Here is an 18,819-nt window from a genome sequence, read left to right on the forward strand (position 1 = left end):
GCACCGCAATGCTCTCACACGAGTTTCGCATCATCACGGTTCTCGAGAACGCCGAGGGCGGACAACCCTCCTGGCAGTGCGTGCGCCACCAACAGCTCCGCAATGACGTTCTTCAGGGAGATCACGTTGAAATGGGTTGAACTAGCATCGTCGTGCCAAATGTAAGACACGGCGCGAAAGGGCCGGGCATGCTTCCATTTCCCGTATGTCGGTTCAAGCCGTCCGACCCGCAAGTTCAGGTCCGTGCAATCCCAACAGACGACAACGTCAACCTCAGACGGAATCTTGACTTTTGCTTCGAAGTCGCTGATCAAAGAATCGAAGGACACTTTGAATTCAAGGACGGCATTTTCCTTCGGGGCGTAGTCGGGAGAAACCGCCGCCAGGGATCCCGTGGGCGTCATCGCATCATCACCGATCGTGGCCAAGGCGTCGTAACGGTTGTAACCGGAGAGTGCTTTCATGGCAAATCCCGGCAGCTCGGCCGTGGTCACGAGTGCGGTCCAGAGTGCTATTACCTCCTGCTCATCATTCGGGTCCACCCGCGCTGGCGGTGTGGCACCAAGCGCCGCGAAGAGCGCAGGCAGCGAGGAATTCCCGGCCCGCTCGTCCACGCTTTTGATCCACTCTGCGAGGTCAGTCTCGATTGGAACCCGGTCTTTGATCTTCAAAGCCCAGCGATAATCCTTGAGCTTCGTGACCACTCTCTGGTTCACCTTATTTATCGCGTGCAGTATTTTCTCGTTGGATACAAATTTTCTGCCTGTGTCCAGTTCGAGTTCGCTGAAGCCCAAAACAATGTGCGTCTGCCTATCAAGCCCTTGATCACTAGTCAACGACAGGTCTAAGGGGCGGCCCTGCGGTGCGCCGTCCACCGCAAGACGCGCGCCATATCTAACCGCAGGGCCCCGGGTTCCCATGTTCTTTTTCACTTGCTTCATGACATCGGTGCTGTAGCAGAGGTAGCCACGAACCCAATGCAGATGCTTCAGTAGAAGGGTCTTCTCATCGTCGTCCAGCACCATTTCTTCTATGAACTCGGGGCCGGACCACTCATGGAAAACTGCCTGATGCCGACGAGCATGCTTCAAATTGTGCTGGCTAACCGGAGTGCTGTCGATGGTGTTCGTATCGACGCCAACAACAAACACAGTCTCCGGAAATGGATAGCCCAACTTCCCTTGATCGGGGGCGTAGACATCTCGAATGAACGGCTCCTCGAATACGACGTCATCCCCGCGATCAACAATGAACTGCACTTTCATAGGATTCGACTGCTGAACCAAGGTAGATGTCGCCAGGCCAAGAGGGGTCTTCGCACAAAGAAAACCAGCCCAGTAGCGAAGTTCCTTCTCAATGCCATCAGTCACGATGACGAGATTATCGAGGCTCTTTGGGTCTGAGCCTGAGTGGAACTCGAAATAGACGCCGGTCCCCCGGGTGATCCCGTCTGCCAGTCCCTTGACGAGTTGGGGTGCCGAAAAACTGTCGTCCACGGTCGGCTGCGGCTTTTCGCTGTCAGTCACCCAGTCATTCGTGTGCAGAATCGTGCGATCCGTGGGCAAACCTTCTTTGACGGATCGGATGGCAATGTGGTCGGATACGGCCACGATGTAGGACATCCCGACTCCCTTGTATCCAATTGACTTCCCGTGTTTCTTGCCAAAGGAGTAACCCGGAATGAATACGCGATCCACCAGTTCCTCGCTCATACCCACGCCATCGTCTTGCACGTAGAGGTAGTGAGCATTGTCCGTCCGGCGCCCAACGACAATAGTGAGATTCCCGCCGTCGGGGTTCGCGATCGGGTCTCGAAGGGCGATGGCATCGATGGCGTTCTGGAGCACCTCAGTGAATACATCCGATTCATCGGAGTAAGAGGTCGTCAGGTTCATCAGATGCTTTCGCACCAGTTCTCGCTGGTGCTCTACGTCCAATGAGCCAATTCCGAAAATATCCACTGACATATGGTCCCCCATCGTTGCTGTCGCCTGGGGCTTGTGGTTTATTAACCGATGAGCATTCCCCAACCCTTGAATCGTAATGCTTTGGAGCGAAATGAAGGTCCCCAAAAAGCCGACGGGGACCAGATGGTCTGAACCCCTTGGGGGACCTTGAACCCACGGACGGAAACGAATCGAGGGCCTCCGATGGCGTTAGCGCCCACGATGGTTAGTGGGAACGATTCCGCCATCCGGGACCAGTTCCGTAAGGAAGGGAGACTTCGGTTCTTGATCGTGAATAGAACCACACACCGCGCCGGGTACGTGACAGGACCACTAGGAGTGTCTCCACTCCTCGGCTCGCGTGTCGGCCTTGGCGGCGCGCATCCCTGGCGGAATCGACCAGTGCGAAATTCCCCTGGGACAGGCTGCTATACCCTGTCCCGCCCCGCTTCGATCGTGCTGTGCCCCTGGTCGGTGACGACGATGCTGAGCTTGGCCGGGATCTGCTCCTTCATCGAGTCGACGTGGCTGATCAGGCCGATCGTCCGGCCGCCGGCGCGGAGGGTATCGAGCGTGCTCATCGCCGTTTCGAGGGTTTCGCTGTCGAGGGAGCCGAAGCCCTCGTCGACGAAAAGCGTGTCCAGGGTGATGCCGCCGGCCTGACTCGTGACAACCTCTGCCAGGCCGAGCGCCAGGGCGAGGGAGGCGAGGAACGTCTCGCCTCCGGACAGCGAGTTCGTCGCCCTCGTGCGGCCGGTGAACACGTCGCGAATGCCGAGGCCGAGGCCGGACTGGGTGGCGCGGAATTCCAGGGAGTCGTCGTGCTCCAGCGTGTAGCGCCCGCTTGTCATCGTGCGCAGCCGCGTGTTCGCGGCGGCGACGATCTCTTCGAGCTGGGCGGCGAGCACGTAGGTTTCCAGGCGGATCCGCTTCGTGTTCGGCTCGTCGCCGTGCACGACGTCGGCGAGCTGGCGCACCTGCGTCTGCGTCGTCAGCAGCGCAGCGGATGCCGCGAACTGCGCCGTGACCTCGGCCACGAGGGCGCCGAGCTGGGTGACGCGCTCGTCCACCGAGCTGCGGGCGGTGATGGCGTCATCACGCGCCACGCTCGCGAGGTCGAAGGCCTCGCGAGCCGGATCCCGGTTGATCGGTTCGGCGGGCAGGTCGGCGAGTTCGGGGTCGGCGAGCGCTGCCCGCGCCGCGGCGATCTGATCGTCATGGGTGCGCAGGGCCGATTCCCGGCGCTGGGCCTCGGCATCGCCAACCCGGGCCGCTTCGGCAGTCGCCTCGTCGGCGAAGTCCTCCTGCAACAGCTGCATGGTCATTGCCGCGATCGCGGCGACGCGTACGGTGCCGCGCTCTCGGCTGACGCCCAGGGCCTCATAGAGGGCGCGTGCGGCGCCGAGTTCGTCGTTCAGTCGGTCCACGTGTTCGGTGACCGTTTCGTAGTCGCCGCGCTGGGCGGTCACGCGATGGACGAGTGCTTCGCGGTGAGCGGCCCGGTCGGTGTGCTCGGCGGCCGAGGTATCGCGAGTGGCACGGAGTCCGATGAGGCCGGTGGTCGCGTCTGCCAACCGGCCACGCAGGCCGACCAGATCCTCCACCAGCCGGGCCAGGAGCCTGGCTGCGGTTTCGGAATCCTCAAGTGCGGTTCGGGCGGTCGCTCGCTCCGCCAGGAGTTCCTCGACGGAGCGGTTCCCGGCCCGGGCCTCGGCCTGCGCCAGGCGCGTGCGTGCGTCCTGAACGGCGGTGCCGGCCTCGGCCAACGCCTGCTGCCGCAGGGTCACTGCTTTCCGGGCGGAGGTGAGGTCACCCTCGGAGACCGGGTCAGCCTCGCCGATGCTTGGGGCGGGGTGGCTCTCCGAGCCGCAGACCAAGCACGGGGTGCCGTCCTCCAGCTCGGACGCGAGCTCGGCGGCGTACCCGGCAAAGCGCCGGGTAAGCAGGGCGTCGTAGTGGGCCGCGGCGGCGGCATTCTCGCCGCTCGCGACGAGTTCGGCCTGGGATGCTTCGAGCACCTCGGCGGCGTGAACCACTACGGATTCTGCGGCCGAGAGGGCGGTTTCGGCTCGTTCGAGGGCCGCGGCGGCCTCGTCCTTGCGCGCGGCCCCGAGTGCGGCCGCGGCGTGTTCGACGCCGGCGGACTCGATCTGCTGCGGGAGGGCATCGATCACTGCCTGGGCGTCGTCGAGAGCTGCCGTGTGCTCCTCGACCAGACCGTGCAGCCGGGTGAGCTCGAGGTCGAACTCGGGAAGCTTCTGTTCGTCGCCGAGCGCATCGGCGAGGGTCCCGAGCCGACCGAGCAGCGCATCTGTGACGAGCTTGAGCGACGCATGGGTCTCAGGCTCGGCACCGGCCGGGCGGAAGTGCTGCCAGGCGGCGCGGGCATCCGTTTCGTCGGTCTGCGCCTCCTCGAGGGCGACGGTCGCCTGCTGCCCGGCACGGATCTGCGGCCAGACGCGGGCGGCCCGGGCGGCCGCGTGGAGGGCCGTTCGCTCGGCGGCGATGGCTTCTTCGCGATCGGTGAGCGCGGCCAGCTGGGCGAGGGCGGTGTCCCGGCGGGCCTGGCGCCGCGCAACTTCTCCCAGCACCTGGTGATGGTCGGCCGCGGCAGTGAATTCGGCGGCGGCCAGCTCGGCGCGCTTGGTTGCCTCGTGGAGCTGTCGCTCGAGGTCGGTCAGGCCGGAGGTGAACCAGTCGAGGCCCGGGTCTTGGGGCACGTCGTCGTCGCCCAGCCGCAGCTGGTTCGCCGCGATCCGGGCCCGGTCGGCGATGGCTCGCTGGACGTCGCCGAGCTGGCTGTCCAGTTTTTTGCGCCGAGCGATCAGGGATTGCTCGAGTTGATCGAAGCGGGACGTGCCGAAGAGGGTGCGCAGCACGGCGCGACGTTCGTCGGTCTTGGCGAGCAGGAACTTCTGGAAGCGGTTCTGCGCCAGCAGGATGACCTGGAGGAACTGGTCCTCCTTCAACGGGAGGATCCGGGCCAGCTCGTGGCCGACATCCACCGGCTTCGCCGCGACGCCCTGCCAGTCGTCGCCGTCCTTGACGAACAGCCGGACCTCGGGCTGGGACGTGGTGGTGCCCTCGCCGCGTTTCTTCGGCCGTTCGAATTTGGGGGTTCGGAAGATGCGGTAATCGCGCTCGTTCATGCTGAAGTCGAGTTCGACGAAGCTGGGGTCATCCGGTTCGCAGTGATCGCTGCGCAGCTGCAGCTCGGTGCCGTCGTAGCGCGGCACGTGGCCGTAGAGGGCGAAGCAGATGGCGTCGAGGATGCTGGACTTGCCGGCGCCGGTCTTGCCGGTGATCAGGAAGATGCCGTCGCTGTCGAACTTCTCGAAGTCGATCAGCTGCTCGTTCTTATACGGGCCGAAGCCGGCCAGTCTGACGCGTTTGATCTTCATGCGTTGGCCTGCCGGATTCCCTGTTCGTTCAGCACTTCGGCGATGAGTTCGCGCTCGAACTCGGTGGGGCCTTCGCCATTGCGCACGTACTCGAGGAAGCCCGCGATGATGTCGGGATCGTTCTTCTCCTTGATGCGCTCGGCGTAGGTGGCGACTTCGGCGTCGACGACGATGGCCGGCCGGTGTTCGAGCATAACGCAATGCGGGAAACGGCCCTGCAGCTTCTTCATGCTGTCGAGCGGACGCACCTGGTCGGTCACGATGGCCTTCACCCAGTCGCCTTCGTTGTCGGCGAAACGCGCGTCGCCGAGCAACTCGTCCATCGGGGCCTTGAGCTCGCTGAGTCTCCGCGGCACGGGGAGGTCGATCCACTCGACCGGGCCGAGCCCGTCGGCGCCCAGCTCCACCAGCCACCCACCCCGGGGCTTGCCCGCCTCGCCGAACGAGTAGTGCAGCGGTGCGCCGGAGTAGCGGGCGCGCTCGGAGAGTTCCGACCGGCCGTGGATGTGGCCGAGCGCGACGTAGTCCGGCCCGTCGAACACGCTCAGCGGCACGACGTCGAGGCCGCCGGCGGTGATGTCTCGCTCCACGTCGCTCGCCTCGGCGGCCGGGGCAATTCCGGCGGCGAAGCAGTGCGAGAGCACGACGCTCCGCCCGCCGCGGGCTGCGAGGTCGGCACGCACTTGGTCCATCACGAAACCGAGCACCTGCTCGTGCGTCTTCAGCACCACGTCGGGGTAATGGTGACGGATCAGCACCGGCTCAAGGTACGGGATGCCATAGAAGTGAACCGGGCCCTGGGCATCCGGGATCGTCACCGGATCGCGGTACTGGTCGTGCCGGGTGATGACGTGGATGCCGGCGAGGCTCGCCCACTCCGCCTGGAAGCCGAGGCGCGCGGCCGAGTCGTGGTTGCCGCTGGTCATCACGACCGCGGCCCCCGCCGCCTTGATGTCCCGCAGCGTGGAGGCCAGCAGGGTGAAGCTCTCCTTGGACGGCATGGCCGAGTCGAAGACGTCACCGGCGACGGCGACGACATCGATCTGGCGCTCCCGCACGACCGCGACGAGCGCGGCGAGGACCTGGCCGAGGTGCTCCAGGGTCGAGTGCGTGTGGAACGTGCGCCCGATGTGCCAATCCGAGGTGTGCAGGATCTTCATGTCTTCACGGTAGTGGGGACGGGTGACAGGTAGGACCCCGTCACGATTGCTGCATGCCAGCAGCACGGGACATTTCCAGCGTCGCGCCGAGAAAGCACGCCGACTCCGTGAACCGCGCCATTCGCAGTTCCCGCGTCTGCGGCGGGGATCCTGTCGCAACAGTTCCTCGATAACCGACCGAACATGCAGCTGCCGAGGCTATCTCGTCGCCGTCCGAATCCAGCTTCGACGTTACTTTCGGTCCGCGCTTGAGCGCCTCAAGACTCGTGTAACGGGTGGCACGTTCAAGCTGCTCACGGATGAGTTCGCCGACTCTCCGAACGTCTGCGTGCGCTGATTCCAATTCAACTTGTGTGACACAAGTATCGTGGAGTCACTTGATGTGGAGGAGCGTTAGATGCCCGTAGAGATCGGTCTGTGGAGAGTGGATGACAAGCCCGTCCGGATCTCCCCACATGCTATGCCGCTGGAAGCCAAGCTCGAACAGCTCATTTTGGACGACCCGGAGATTCTTGAGTCCAAACTGCTTCTACTCGGCAGTCAGGTACTCACGAAATACGGAAAATACATTGACCTGCTCGGAGTTGATTCGGAGGGTGTCCTTCACATTCTCGAGCTTAAGAGGGACCGGACGCCGCGCGAGGTTGTGGCGCAGGCACTCGATTATGCCTCATGGGTGCAGGAGCTCGGCAATGATGACATCCGAAACATTTTCGACACGAACCGCCCGGGTGACAACTTCGACGAAGCGTTCGCCAAGAGATTTGACGGCGCGCCAGTTCCTGATGAACTCAATCCCAGTCACGTCATGACGATCGTCGCTAGCGACTTGGATCCCGGGACTGAACGCATCGTCGCCTATCTGAATAAGTCGCACGGTGTCCCAGTCAACGTCATGATCTTTCGATACTTCACCGACAACGGCCACGAGTACCTTGCGCGAACGTGGCTCATCGACCCGGGGATCCCCGTTGCTTCGACCGGCGGTGGTAAAGGCAAGTCAACTAAAGCTAACTGGAACGGACTTGACTGGTACGTCTCTTTTGGCGTTGACGGAGGTTCTCGCGATTGGGCTGACGCCCGAAGCTACGGTTTCGTGTCTGCCGGCGGCGGCGACTGGTATTCCAGGACCCTCAGGGGCCTTCCGGAAGGGGGCCGCATTTTTGTCCATGTGCCGCAGCACGGATATGTCGGTGTTGGCATAGTCAAAGGGCACGCGATGCCAGCAGACGAGGTAATTCTCGACGTTGGAGGGCCGCGACACTTCCGTTCGCTGGATTTGCGAGGAACGTACCGCCATCCAGAGGTCAGTGAAGCAGCCGACGCAGCGGAATACGTAGTTCCAGTCGAGTGGATAGAGACGGTTCCTCTCGAAGAGGCGCACTGGCGTGTGGGCATGTTCGCCAATCAGAACAGCGCCTGCAAGCTTCGAAATCAATTCACACTTGACGAGCTCTCCAAGGCGTTCGAACTCACCGACTGATCCCCGTCACGGCAACGCAAGCGTCCCCTTGCATCGCGGATACCGCCGGCAGCCGAGAAACGCCCCGCGCTTGCTGGTGCGCTCGACCATGAACCCGCGGGAGCACTTCGGGCAGACGATCGAGTCGAGGGCCTCCCCAATGGCGTTGGTGAGCGTGATCCCGTGGTCCCGAATCAGCTCCATCAGGAACGGCGACTCGCGGTTCTTGATGGTGACCAGGAGCACCCCGCGCCGGGCTCGGGTCAACGCCACATAGAACAGCCGCCGCTCCTCGGCCCGCTTGAAGCCCTCGGCGGCGGGCATCGCCATGCGCAGCACCGGGTCGTTCGGGATGGTGCTCGGAAAGCCCCACTGACCCGACACCATGCCCGGGATCACGATGTAGTCGGCTTCAGCGCCCTTGGATGCGTGGATCGTCGAGAACCGCACGTCCAGGGCGTCCGCGAAGTCGCGGCAGTCCGGAAGATAGTCGCTGTGGTGCCGATACCGGCCGAGCACCAGAACGGAGAGCTTTCGGCCAGCGGCCGACGGGATGGCTCCGCTGCGCACGTGCGTGGCCAGGATCCTTAACCGGTGCCGCATGGCCGCCTTCACGGCCGTATCGGTGTCGACGGAGAGCGCGCCGATCGTCGGCGGGAATTCCTGGGTAGAGGACACGACGTTCTTGACCAGTTGGCTGGGGTTCTGCAGCACAAACTGGCTGGAGACATCCGCCAGCGACTGCGGGAACCGGAACGTGCGCTCCAGCCTCAGCACCTCGCTCGGCCCGAACAACTCCTCGAAACCCGTCATCACCGACAGGTCGGCGCCGGCGAACCGGTTGATGCTCTGCCAGTCGTCGCCGACGGCGAAGAGGTGACGCCCCGGCTTGGCCACCAGGGCGCGGGCGAGCCTGGCCCGGGCATGGCTGGCATCCTGGAACTCGTCGACCATCACCAGCTCGTACGGGCTCTCCCAGTCGCCGGCCTCCAAGTGCTCGGCCGACAGGTTGAGCATGTCCTCAAAGTCGATGCAGCCCTCTGCCGCCAGCTTCAGCTCCCACTCCCGGCGGATGGGCGTGAACAGCCGCAGGAATGCCGCGTCGCGAAACCGCACCTCGCCTTCGGCCAGCTCCTCGAGGCGTTCTCGGAGCTGCTGGTCGTTCAGCTGGTTGCTCTTGGTATGGGTCAGGAAGCTTCGGAAGGTCTGCAGCAGTCGCTCGTTCTCGATGGGTTTCTGCTTCGCGATGATCCGGTCGGGATTCGGGCGCAGGCGGATGCCCCGCTGGGTCAGTTCCTGCGCCAGATTGTGGAGCCCACTCCCGCTCCAGAGCTCGGCCATCGTCGTCTCGATGAGCGTGGTGCCGTGTTCCTGGTGCAGGTCCCGCTTCCAGTGGAGGCTCTCTAGGTACCCTTCGAAGGGCGCCTGGCCCTCGGCATCAAGCGCCACGTGCTCGTGGTAGATGTCGATCGCCGGGTAGTAGAAGTCGGGGCGGTATTGCACGTGCTCGGCGTCGACCGTGTCGATCTCGTAGGGCTTCTCGTGGACGTAGTCGACACTGTGGAAATACAGCCAGTCGGCGATCATCCGCTCGGCCCCGCTCTTCACCACCTCACCCTGGGCTGTGCGCAGCTCGGAACTCGGCTCCCAGGCGTCGTCGGCGTCCACGTCGGGGTAGTCATTGGCGAGCACTGCCCGGAAGAAGTCCCACTGCGTGCGGAATCCGGGGTCGGCGGCGCGCAGCCCGTCGACGATCCGACCCAGCTGCTTGATGTCTCCCCCGCCGTCAAGCCAGGGCGCCAGCGACGGCTTCCGGCCGGTGGCCTTCCCGATGATTTCGAGTCCGAAGGCATGGAACGTCTTCGCCACGACCTTGTCGGCGTCGAGCCCAAGGGGCGTCAGCCGTTCCCGGGTGCGCGTTTGCAGTTCCTTCGCCGCGGCGGCATTGAAGGCGAGCATCAGGATCTTGTCGGCGGGGATGAGGCTGCGATGGAGCGCGTAGCCGGCCTTCGCGACCATCGTCGAGGTCTTGCCGGACCCCGCCGACGCGACGACGAGCATCCGGTTGTCGAAGCAGACGACCGCGCGCGCCTGCTCCGGTGTCAACGGCGACTTCTCGACCGTCTCGAAGAAGTCGCGGCAGGCCTCGAGCTCGGTGGCGAGATGGTGGTCGTTTTGCTGGGAGATGAAATCCGCGAGGTCTTGACCCCATAGCCGGATGCTCGGGCTCCCGGCTTCGGTCTCTGCCTGTACCCGGGCCCGGAGCTCGGGCTCCGCGAGCAGCCGATCGAAGCCGATCGCGGCCTTGCTCGCCGCCCAGGCCTCGGCGAACTCACGAGTGAGCCATCCGCTTGTCCGCAGGTGGGTGGCGGCCGCTTCTTCCAGGCTCGTCACCCAGAGCAGAACCGCGGCGGTGGCGGCGTCGAATCCCGTGTGCAGCGCCTGCACCCTGAGCCGGTGGCGGAGATCGGCCTGAGCAGCGCCGACGGTCTTCGCCAACTTCCTGGCGCGCAGGTTGGGGATTCCCCGCAAACGGATGCGCCGCTCAGGGTGAGGGATCTCAACAGTCGACCAGACGAAACCGGGGCTGACCGTCACCTCACCGATGTCGCCGACGTCGAAGCTGAACGGCACGCTGTCGAGGTCGATGGCGAGTCGATCTCCCTCAAGCCGCAGCGCCCAATCGCTGCACTTGGCGACGCGCCTGCCCCAGTACGACGGCCGCCAGCTCGTTCCGTTTCTGCCCACGGCTGACCGTTATCGGCGTCGCCGGCGGCGCTTGGCTGGCGGCGAGAAGGCGTTGAGCAGGATGGCAATCACGACTATGCCCAAGAGCAAGGGGTTGGAAACGATAGCGTCGACCATCGGGGTGACGACGTCGACAGGCACGGGCGCGTCGGTTGGGCTCGGCAGGGAACCGGTCACGGCGTGCCGCCCGTCAGGACGGCGCCGATTACGGTCGGCAGTAGCTGCCACGCCACGAAGACTGCTGCGCAGAGGGTCAGCGAGCCGAAGAAGCTCCACACCCTCCGTCGCGTCCGCGCCGTGCGCACCTCGACGTCGAGCGCCGCGAAGCGCAGCATCGAGTCCTCTGTCGGTGGGAACAATGCCGTCGGCCAGGTCGTCGGGTCGTCGATGAGCGCTGTCAGCTGTCCCAGCTCGGCCACCTCCAAGACGGCAGGACGCTTCAGCAGCCAGCGCCGCAGCCCGGTGTCGGCGACGACCTTCACCTGCTCGGGCTTCGTCCTGATGGTCAGCGTCTTGGGATTGACCAGCGCGAGCACCGGTTGCGCGGCCGGGAGCAGCGGCATCCGCTCTCGGAGCAGTTTCGTGACCCGGCCGGCCTCGTATTCGGCGTTGCGGATGTACGGCTGCTTCTGGCCGGACACCATGACGGTGCGCGTGCCGACCCAGACCGGTTTGCCCGCGTGGTGCTTGGTGTTGATCGTGAAGACGCCGCCGGGGCCGATGACGATGTGGTCGATGTCCGCGCCCTTCTTGCCGATCGGGAGCGCGTGGAAGGAGGTCCATTCCGGCGGCAGGGTCGCGAGGATCCGGCCGACGGCGATCTCGCCGGTGGCGCCCAGGTACCAGCTGACGCTCTCCTGGCTGAGCGGCGAGTATCCGAAGAACCTCGCGAAGGCCGTGCGAGGCGGCGTGCCGGCGTGCTGCCGCAGCAGCTCCTCGATGACCGCCTGGGCCGCGAACTGCTGCCTCATGGCTGGCGCCTGAATGGTCATGGATCCCCCGTCCCCCGGGTCGAACCTAGCGGGTGGGGTGGTTAGGGGTGCAGCCCCAGAACGGGCTGGGTCGGCGGTCCCGGTACGCGTCCGGTATCGGTTGGGGGCCAGGGAATCGTGTGTGGCTAACGCAGGAGAAGCCGTGGCAGCCTCGGTGACCGCCCGCAGGATTCCGGGCCGCGGCATCCACTGACACCGGATCTCCTGAGTTAGCCACCGGGCGGCACGTGACCGCACTCCGCAAGGCGGTCCGGATGCCTGCGGCCGATGAACGCGGCCTGCGAGAATAGGGCCAATCGCCATCGAGTCGATGAAGGGCGACCAGGTCGTGACCGGCGCCGCCGAGGTTACGGCGCTTCCGGACCGGACCGTTTCGGGGCAGGTGCGCCGGGCGATGGCGTGCCCAGTCTGGGCATGAGGATCGGGGGCATCGGGGTGTCGAGGCGCGCCGGCTTTCCCGCTGCCAGATTCTGCGCCTGGCCGCGAATGTAGCCCGGGACATGTGTCGAGATCGACTCGTGTGCGGGGAGCTGCCTCGTCGCTTCGATCACGGCATCCAGGGTCTGGGCAATGACCTCGCGGGCCCGCGATGACTCGACACCCCAGGTGCGGGCCTCGTCGACGAGGTGATCGACGGTGACCCTCGTGATGAAGCGTTCGCCGCTGATCGACATGGCCAGGTCCAGCGGCGCCTCAAAACCGAGGGTGAGCGGTGCGGCATCGTAGAAAGGCGCCAGCCGTGAGCGGCCATCGTCGAATCGGAGAAGGGAGAGATTCTTCGCATGGGCGTCGGTGTTTCCCGCTGCGACATTGAGCACCGTGTATCGAAGCAGCTTCTCGCGGTCCGGCTCGCCGCGGTCGAAAATACTGCGGTCGCGATCGAGGGCGGCGGCAACCGCCGCCAGGCTGGCTCCGGGGTTGCCTCGTTCGAACTTGTCGTCCCCGCCCCAGGGAAGCGCAAGCGCCTGGGCCAGATCCTCCTGGTGAATGCGTTCAATGCCCGTAGCCGTCACGCGTCGGTCGTATCGCTCGATGACCAGCACCGGCGACCTGCCGATGGTCTCCACCCACGAATCGAAGTGGAGGAGCCGCAGCGAGCGAGCGATGCCCAGCACGTAATTCTCACCCTCGACGAGATGGCGATCCGCTTCGGAGACAGGCTTGAGGATATGGGTCGACGCCAGCGTTCCGTTCCCCGCGATCCAGTCGCCTGCGGCATGCGTCAAGGTGAGTTTTCGCTGGGAGCCGGGCAGTGCGGAGCCGCCCCCGCCGAGGACGTACCCAGCCGCCTGGCTGAGCAACTCCACGAGTTCGGCTTCGCCGAGCATCCGGGGTTCGCCGGCCGTGCGGCCCGCACCTATCGTGAGTGCGCCGGCGAGGTCGGCCCCGACCGCGTCGAAAATGCCGACCAGGTCGTTACTCCCAACGTGCAGGGCGTTGGCCAGTCGGTCGAGCCACCGGCCCTCAGGCAGCAAGGCGCCGAAGAACGACTCCGTGGTTTCGACGCTCGAGGTGCCGACGGGGAGGGACGCCGACAGGGGCGTCGACCGCAGCGGCCAGCGTGCAATGGCATCGTTGCTCCAGGCGAACAGTGCCCGCCCCCGGGATGCACGCGTGAGTTCGCCCACGTGGGTTCCATAGAGCTCGACGCGCAGCGCGGGATCAGGCATGGTCGCCTGGCGACGTCGACTCCGCCGTGAGGGCAATTCCGAGCCGTGCCAGAATCTCGAAGTACCGTTCGTCGGCTCTCTTGGGCCTTCCGGCTTCGAGTTCTGAGACGTACCGCTGGGTCGTGCCGAGCGCCGCCGCCAGCTGTCCCTGCGTCATGCCGTGCTGAAGACGGATGCGGCGAATGAAGTCGCCGAGGTCGGCCGCCGACCTGATTTGAGCGATCATCGCGCCTCCCGTCGTTATTACCGAACGGTAGTAGCCTAGCGGACTATTACCGAAAGGTAATGGACGTTGACGGATTACCCTTCGGTAATAGCTCCTTGCACCGCGGATACGCCCACAACCCAGGAACGACCTGGCAGCGGCACCCGGAGTCACCACGATTCCGCCCCGTATTGGGGCCCTGACCGGGAGGTCCGTTGGCCTGTAGCGCTGCGCTGCGCGCCTAGGTTTGAGACGCACGCCGTGTCAGCCAGAGGAGCCCCTTGCCCAACCCCGCATCGCCCCGTGATTCAGCCAGCCCTCGCCGCTTCCGGCCACGCCCGGGCACCGTGATTGTCATCTCCATCATCGCGTTCTTCGTTCTTGTTGGCGGCGCCTCCGCAGGCTTCCCCGGGATGCTGATGATGGCCGGTCTGGCCGGCCTCGGCACAGCCCTGTATTCACTGGTGACCGGTCGCAAGTCCTGGGCGAGGATCCCGTCCCGGGGCATCGCCGCGGCCGCACTGGTCGTCGCCCTCGTCACGACGAGCATTGGCGCCTCCGCCTACGACGCTCCCGTTGACCTCGCCGGCAGTGGCGCTGGCGCGACAACGTCCCTCACTTTGCAAAGCGCCCCCAAGCCGACGGCGACGAAGAAACCGGGACCTCAGGCTGCGTTCACCGCCGAGGCGCCGGTCGATCCGGACGTCACTGCGGCATCCGCCCAGCCGGCATCCGTCGTCATCACCGATCGCACCGCCACCCGCACCAGCGCGCAGGCCCTGCTGGCGACACTCCAGGTCAAGGGCAGAGCCCCGAAGACCGGCTACGCGCGGACGGCCCAATTCGGCAGCGCCTGGCTCGACGTCGACCGCAACGGATGCGACACCCGCAACGACATCCTCACCCGCGACCTGACCAGGACCCTTCGCTCCGGCCCCTGCAAGGTGCTGAGCGGCGCCCTCGCCGAGCCGTACACGGGCAAGGCCATCAGCTTCGTGCGCGGGAACACGACCTCGATGCTGGTGCAGATCGACCACGTCGTCGCGCTCTCGAACGCCTGGCAGACCGGCGCGCAGCTCCTCACCCCCGCGCAACGCATCTCGCTCGCGAACGATCCCCTCAACCTTCTCGCCGTGGACGGCAGGACGAACGCCCAGAAGGGCGACGGAGACGCGGCCACGTGGCTGCCCCCGGTCAAGTCCTACCGCTGCCAGTACGTCGCGCGACAGATCTCGGTCAAGGCAACGTATGGCCTGTGGGTTGTCCCAGCCGAACTCGCCGCCATGACGCGCATCCTGTCGACCTGTCCGAATCAGCCGGCGCTGACTTCGGCATTCGCGCCCGCGCCCAAGCCAGTGGCCAAGCCGGTCGCGACGGTGGCCCCTGCGCCGGTCGTGGTCGTCCCCGTGCCGGTTCCGGTGCCGGCTCCGGCCCCGCAGCCCGCCGCACCGGCCCCAGCGCCTGCGCCTGCTCCGGCTCCCGCCCCGGCGCCCGCGCCCAATGTCGTCCACCCCGGGGCATTCTGCGCGCCGGCAGGCGCAACCGGTGTGACGTCCATCGGGACGCCCATGATCTGCGGCACCACTGCGAATAGCCCGGACCGGGCTCGCTGGCACAAGCGGTAGCGCTGAGGGAAAGCGCCAGGGCCGCGCGCCGTGGTAGGACTGCTCCGGCGAGGATCAGCTGGCCGGAGATGCGCCCACGATCGGCTTGGTGCGGCGACTCGAACGCGAGGTCTCGGAAGTGGCGTGTGGCCAACTCAGGAGAATCCGTGGGAACCCGCGCGACCACCCGCAGGATTCCGGGGCCGCGGCATCCGCCGGCACCAGATCTCCTGAGTACGCCACAGGGCGGCACCGGCGCGCGCTCCGCACGAGGCTGCGCGGATGCCTGCGGCCGCCGGACCGCCGCCGCCGAACGCCCGCCGCCGGCCGCGACCTGCGAGAATAGGACCAATCATGAAGACCCTCCTCAACCTCATCTGGCTCGTGCTTTCGGGCTTCTGGCTCTTCCTCGGCTACATGCTGGCCGCGCTCATCATGTGCGTGCTCATCATCACGATCCCCTGGGGAATCGCGGCGGCGCGGATCGGCGTCTACGCGCTCTGGCCGTTCGGCAAGACCGTGGTCGACAAGCCAGGCGCGGGCGTCGGGTCCCTGCTCGGCAACGTCGTCTGGGTGGTGCTGGCCGGCTGGTGGATCGCCCTCGGACACCTCCTCTCGGGCGTCGCGCTCTGCATCACGATCATCGGCATCCCGTTCGGGATCGCCAACTTCAAGCTGATCCCGGTCGCGCTGATGCCGCTCGGCAAGCAGATCGTGGACATGCCGTAAACGATCATCGGGACGCCGCCCTCACCCGTGCGCGGGCCGCGGAGGGACGTTCCGGTTCAGCCGGAAGAAGTACTCCGGGGCCGAGGTAACTTGGGTCAACCGGCGTGCGACGCGCTCCGGCGGCCCCGGCGCCGCGTGTCAGGAGCGGTTGCCGGAGCAGCAGCAGAATCAGCAGCCGTCGGCCGCTTGCGCAGGTGCAGGCCGAGCATGACGAACCAGAAGGGCCAGGCGAGCCAGACCCCGCCCGCGATGAAGATGCCGAGGCCGAGGATGAGCACCTGCGCGATGGTCAGCCAGCCGAACATCGCGCTGATGCCCACGGTGAGCAGGCCCATCCAGAGTCCGGCTCCGACCAGCTGGCCGCAGCGGCTGAGCAGCCGACTGAAGACTCCGAGGTCGTAGAGGCGGGTGTTCACCCACAGCATCCAGGAGGCCTGCAGGAGGATCACGGCGATCGAGATGCCGGTGGAGACCTCGAACGCGATCAGGCCGAAGGCGAGCAGGATCGAGCAGACCGCGGCGACGACCGACGCGGCAGCGACGATGCGCACGAAGGCGCGTGACCGGCCGGGGCGCTCGGCCGGCCGGCTGACGTGCAGCACCAGCGCCGCGATCAGGACGTTGCCGAGTGCGGCAAGCGCGTCGTTGGCTCGGCCGAAATTGTAGGGCCCGTTGTAGGGCGCCTCGAGGACGAACATGGCGATGAGGAACGCCCCGGCCGTGAGGGTGACGCCCGCCGTCGCGAACGCGACCCAGGACATCCGTGCATTCGTCGGCGTGGTGATCATGCTCAAGGTTCTCACCCCGAAGCTGGCAAAGGCCGGATGTTCTGGTTCAACCGGAAGAAATTCTCCGGATCCCAGGCGCGCTTGAGCGCGCGGAGGCGGGTGTATTTCGCCTCGCCGTACGCCTGCCGCACGCGCTCCTCGCCCTCGTCCATCAGGAAGTTCACGTAGACACTGGTGTGGAACGGCTCGAGGTCCGACCAGAAGCTGCGCACCCAGTCGCGTTCCCGCTCGAAGCCGTCGGCGCCCTCGGTGGCGGCAGTGATGTTGAACGTGTGGCCGGCCGCGCGCCCGTGGAAGGCGGTGTCGTCCTCGCCCACTCGCGCCGCCGCTCCCCCGCCCTGCCAGATCGGGAAGGCGGTCAGCGGGGACGTGATCCTCGCCGCATGGTCGGCGGTGATGTCGATGACCTCGTCGCTGAGCTCGGCGACATCGCAGGAGCGCATGTAATACCACCAGCCCGGCGGGTAGCTCGCGTCGAACATGGCCTGGTGCTCCAGGAACGGCTTCGGCCGGCACAGGTCCAGCACCGGGGAACCGAACGCCTGCAGCGGCCGGATCACCTTTTCGCCGTCATCGACCGGCCCCGCGTAGCAGCTGATCACGGCGACCACGGGCTGCCCGCGCAGCTCGGCCGGGACATAGGGGACATCGGCGGCTCGGCGGTGCACGACCATCGTCATCAGCTCGTCCGGCGCCTCGGCAATCCAGTCGCGGTAGAAACGCAGCACCTTCGCCGAATCGGCCCCGGGCCAGAAGACCGGCCCGGCCATGACGATCGGGCCGACCTGGCTCAGCCGGAACTCGAACTCGGTGACGATCCCGAAATTGCCGCCGCCCCCGCGGACGCCCCAGAACAGCTCCGGGTTCTCGGTGGCACTCGCCCGCACGAACCCGCCGTCGGCTGTGACCATGTCCACGGACAACAACTGGTCGATGGACAGCCCGTACTTGCGCATCAGCCAGCCCAGGCCGCCGCCGAGGGTCAGCCCGGCGACACCGGTGTGGGTCACGATCCCCGACGGCGCGGCCAGCCCGTGCTGCTGCGTGGCGCGGTCCAGGTCGCCGAGCAGCGCGCCGGCCTGCACGCGCGCCGTGCGCGTTTCGGGATCGACCCGGATGCCGTTCATCGGCGAGAGGTCGATGACCAGTCCGTCGTCGCAGACGGAGGATCCGGGGAAGCTGTGCCCGCCGCCGCGCACGGCAACGAGCACATTGCTGCTCCGGGCGAAGCGCACCGCGGCGATCACGTCGTCCCGGGTGGCGCAGCGTGCGATCAGGCCCGGGAAGCGGCTGATCGAGCCGTTCCAGACCCGCCTGGCCTGGTCGTAGGCCGCGTCTCCCGGTCGGACCAGCTCGCCGCGCAGGCGTTTCGCGAGGTCGGCGACCGCGCGCTCATCGACGTCGACGCGGCCGCTGCCAAGCGTCGCCAACATGGTCATGGAGTCCTCCTCCTCGCGTCCCCGTGACCATGGTAGAACTGGGCTGCGCCCTGCAACAGGGCCGGTCGTGACTCGTAGCGATCCGCTCCCGCCCGACGGCAGGCCGCCCCAGGCGCCTAAAGTCGATCCGTGCGACCACCGGCACGGATGCTCCGCTCCAGCGCATCCAGGATCGCCCCCTGCCCGCGCACCACCTTCGCCCTCGCCTCCTCCACCGGGAACCAGCGGGCGTCATCGACCTCGGGGAACTCCCGCAGCCGGCCGGAGCCCCTCGGCCACTCCAGCGAGAAGGTGTTGCTGTGGATGCTGTCCGGGCGGAAGTCGGACTCGGCCGCGAAGACGGTGACGATCTTGCCGGACGACTGCCGGAACGAGCCCAGGCCGACCAGCGGGACGTCGGGGACCGGCAGGCCCACCTCCTCCTCGAACTCCCGGCGGGCAACGGCCAGGATGTCCTCGCCCTTGTCGTATTCCCCCTTGGGGATGGTCCAGGCGCCGTCGTCCTTGCGCGCCCAGAAGGGTCCGCCCATATGGACCAGCCAGACCTCCAGCGCGGGGGCATCCGCGGCACTCAGTGCCGCGGCATCCGCGAACCGGTAGAGCAGGATGCCGGCGCTCTGTTTGGACATCCGCCGCCTCCGTTCGCCGCTGCCGTCACGCCCAGTTTGCCCATTC

Annotated in this window: 13 protein-coding genes; 3 read left to right on the forward strand and 10 right to left on the reverse strand. The window is 66.2% G+C overall.

What is annotated here, in order from left to right; translation table 11 throughout:
* Positions 1-14: 14 nt before the first annotated feature.
* The 3 genes from E3O23_RS15885 to E3O23_RS15895 all read right to left on the reverse strand — a co-directional run bounded on the left by E3O23_RS15885 (position 15) and on the right by E3O23_RS15895 (position 6,507).
* On the reverse strand, positions 15-1,961 hold the full coding sequence (locus E3O23_RS15885) for an ATP-binding protein (RefSeq protein WP_166790548.1): 1,947 nt from the start codon (positions 1,959-1,961) through the stop codon (positions 15-17).
* Between the two features lie 413 nt (positions 1,962-2,374).
* Positions 2,375-5,347: an AAA family ATPase gene (locus E3O23_RS15890; RefSeq protein WP_134492711.1), complete on the reverse strand. Its 2,973-nt coding sequence runs from the start codon at positions 5,345-5,347 to the stop codon at positions 2,375-2,377.
* Complete coding sequence (locus E3O23_RS15895; RefSeq protein WP_134492713.1) at positions 5,344-6,507, reverse strand: exonuclease SbcCD subunit D; 1,164 nt, start codon at positions 6,505-6,507, stop codon at positions 5,344-5,346. The genes E3O23_RS15890 and E3O23_RS15895 overlap by 4 nt, the downstream gene beginning before the upstream one ends.
* A 397-nt stretch (positions 6,508-6,904) precedes the next feature.
* Between E3O23_RS15895 and E3O23_RS15900 the strand changes: the two genes are divergently transcribed.
* A complete protein-coding gene (locus E3O23_RS15900; RefSeq protein WP_134492715.1) occupies positions 6,905-7,990 on the forward strand; it encodes a PDDEXK family nuclease in 1,086 nt (361 codons plus the stop codon).
* Positions 7,991-7,996: 6 nt separating this feature from the next.
* Here the strand turns inward: E3O23_RS15900 and E3O23_RS15905 are convergent, their stop codons facing one another.
* The 4 genes from E3O23_RS15905 to E3O23_RS15920 form a co-directional block, all read right to left on the reverse strand.
* Complete coding sequence (locus E3O23_RS15905) at positions 7,997-10,717, reverse strand: UvrD-helicase domain-containing protein (protein ID WP_134492717.1); 2,721 nt, start codon at positions 10,715-10,717, stop codon at positions 7,997-7,999.
* 173 nt (positions 10,718-10,890) lie between these two features.
* Positions 10,891-11,688 (reverse strand): nuclease-related domain-containing protein, encoded by a 798-nt coding sequence (locus E3O23_RS15910; RefSeq protein WP_198415199.1) that lies wholly within the window; start codon positions 11,686-11,688, stop codon positions 10,891-10,893.
* 368 nt (positions 11,689-12,056) lie between these two features.
* Positions 12,057-13,379 (reverse strand): type II toxin-antitoxin system HipA family toxin, encoded by a 1,323-nt coding sequence (locus tag E3O23_RS15915; RefSeq protein ID WP_134492721.1) that lies wholly within the window; start codon positions 13,377-13,379, stop codon positions 12,057-12,059.
* Complete coding sequence (locus tag E3O23_RS15920) at positions 13,372-13,605, reverse strand: helix-turn-helix domain-containing protein (RefSeq protein ID WP_134492723.1); 234 nt, start codon at positions 13,603-13,605, stop codon at positions 13,372-13,374. Before E3O23_RS15920 ends, E3O23_RS15915 begins: the two co-directional genes overlap by 8 nt.
* Positions 13,606-13,931: 326 nt before the next feature.
* Here E3O23_RS15920 and E3O23_RS15925 point away from each other — a divergent pair, with 326 nt between their 5' ends.
* Positions 13,932-15,209 (forward strand): HNH endonuclease family protein, encoded by a 1,278-nt coding sequence (locus E3O23_RS15925; RefSeq protein ID WP_241983512.1) that lies wholly within the window; start codon positions 13,932-13,934, stop codon positions 15,207-15,209.
* Positions 15,210-15,542: 333 nt separating this feature from the next.
* Positions 15,543-15,917 carry a YccF domain-containing protein gene (locus E3O23_RS15930; RefSeq protein WP_134492725.1) on the forward strand — a complete coding sequence of 125 codons (375 nt, stop codon included), beginning with the start codon at positions 15,543-15,545 and terminating at the stop codon, positions 15,915-15,917.
* Positions 15,918-16,012: 95 nt separating this feature from the next.
* Here E3O23_RS15930 and E3O23_RS15935 read toward each other — a convergent pair whose 3' ends face one another.
* The 3 genes from E3O23_RS15935 to E3O23_RS15945 form a co-directional block, all read right to left on the reverse strand.
* Positions 16,013-16,711 carry a hypothetical protein gene (locus tag E3O23_RS15935; protein WP_166790549.1) on the reverse strand — a complete coding sequence of 233 codons (699 nt, stop codon included), beginning with the start codon at positions 16,709-16,711 and terminating at the stop codon, positions 16,013-16,015.
* A 5-nt stretch (positions 16,712-16,716) separates the two neighbouring features.
* On the reverse strand, positions 16,717-18,144 hold the full coding sequence (locus E3O23_RS15940; RefSeq protein ID WP_198415200.1) for an FAD-binding oxidoreductase: 1,428 nt from the start codon (positions 18,142-18,144) through the stop codon (positions 16,717-16,719).
* Positions 18,145-18,260: 116 nt separating this feature from the next.
* The gene (locus tag E3O23_RS15945; protein ID WP_134492728.1) at positions 18,261-18,773 is read right to left on the reverse strand and encodes an NUDIX hydrolase; all 513 of its coding nucleotides are present in this window, start codon (positions 18,771-18,773) and stop codon (positions 18,261-18,263) included.
* Positions 18,774-18,819 lie beyond the last annotated feature (46 nt).

Origin of the sequence: Cryobacterium tagatosivorans, assembly GCF_004402215.1 — a bacterium.
In the GTDB taxonomy this organism is placed as follows: Bacteria; Actinomycetota; Actinomycetes; order Actinomycetales; family Microbacteriaceae; genus Cryobacterium; species Cryobacterium tagatosivorans.

Coding starts and splice junctions, on each gene's coding strand:
- E3O23_RS15920 (WP_134492723.1), bottom strand. CDS start 13,605: ATGATCGCTCAAATCAGGTCGGCGGCCGACCTCGGCGACTTCATTCGC.
- E3O23_RS15890 (WP_134492711.1), bottom strand. CDS start 5,347: ATGAAGATCAAACGCGTCAGACTGGCCGGCTTCGGCCCGTATAAGAAC.
- E3O23_RS15945 (WP_134492728.1), bottom strand. CDS start 18,773: ATGTCCAAACAGAGCGCCGGCATCCTGCTCTACCGGTTCGCGGATGCC.
- E3O23_RS15910 (WP_198415199.1), bottom strand. CDS start 11,688: ATGAGGCAGCAGTTCGCGGCCCAGGCGGTCATCGAGGAGCTGCTGCGG.
- E3O23_RS15930 (WP_134492725.1), top strand. CDS start 15,543: ATGAAGACCCTCCTCAACCTCATCTGGCTCGTGCTTTCGGGCTTCTGG.
- E3O23_RS15895 (WP_134492713.1), bottom strand. CDS start 6,507: ATGAAGATCCTGCACACCTCGGATTGGCACATCGGGCGCACGTTCCAC.
- E3O23_RS15940 (WP_198415200.1), bottom strand. CDS start 18,144: ATGACCATGTTGGCGACGCTTGGCAGCGGCCGCGTCGACGTCGATGAG.
- E3O23_RS15900 (WP_134492715.1), top strand. CDS start 6,905: ATGCCCGTAGAGATCGGTCTGTGGAGAGTGGATGACAAGCCCGTCCGG.
- E3O23_RS15915 (WP_134492721.1), bottom strand. CDS start 13,379: ATGCCTGATCCCGCGCTGCGCGTCGAGCTCTATGGAACCCACGTGGGC.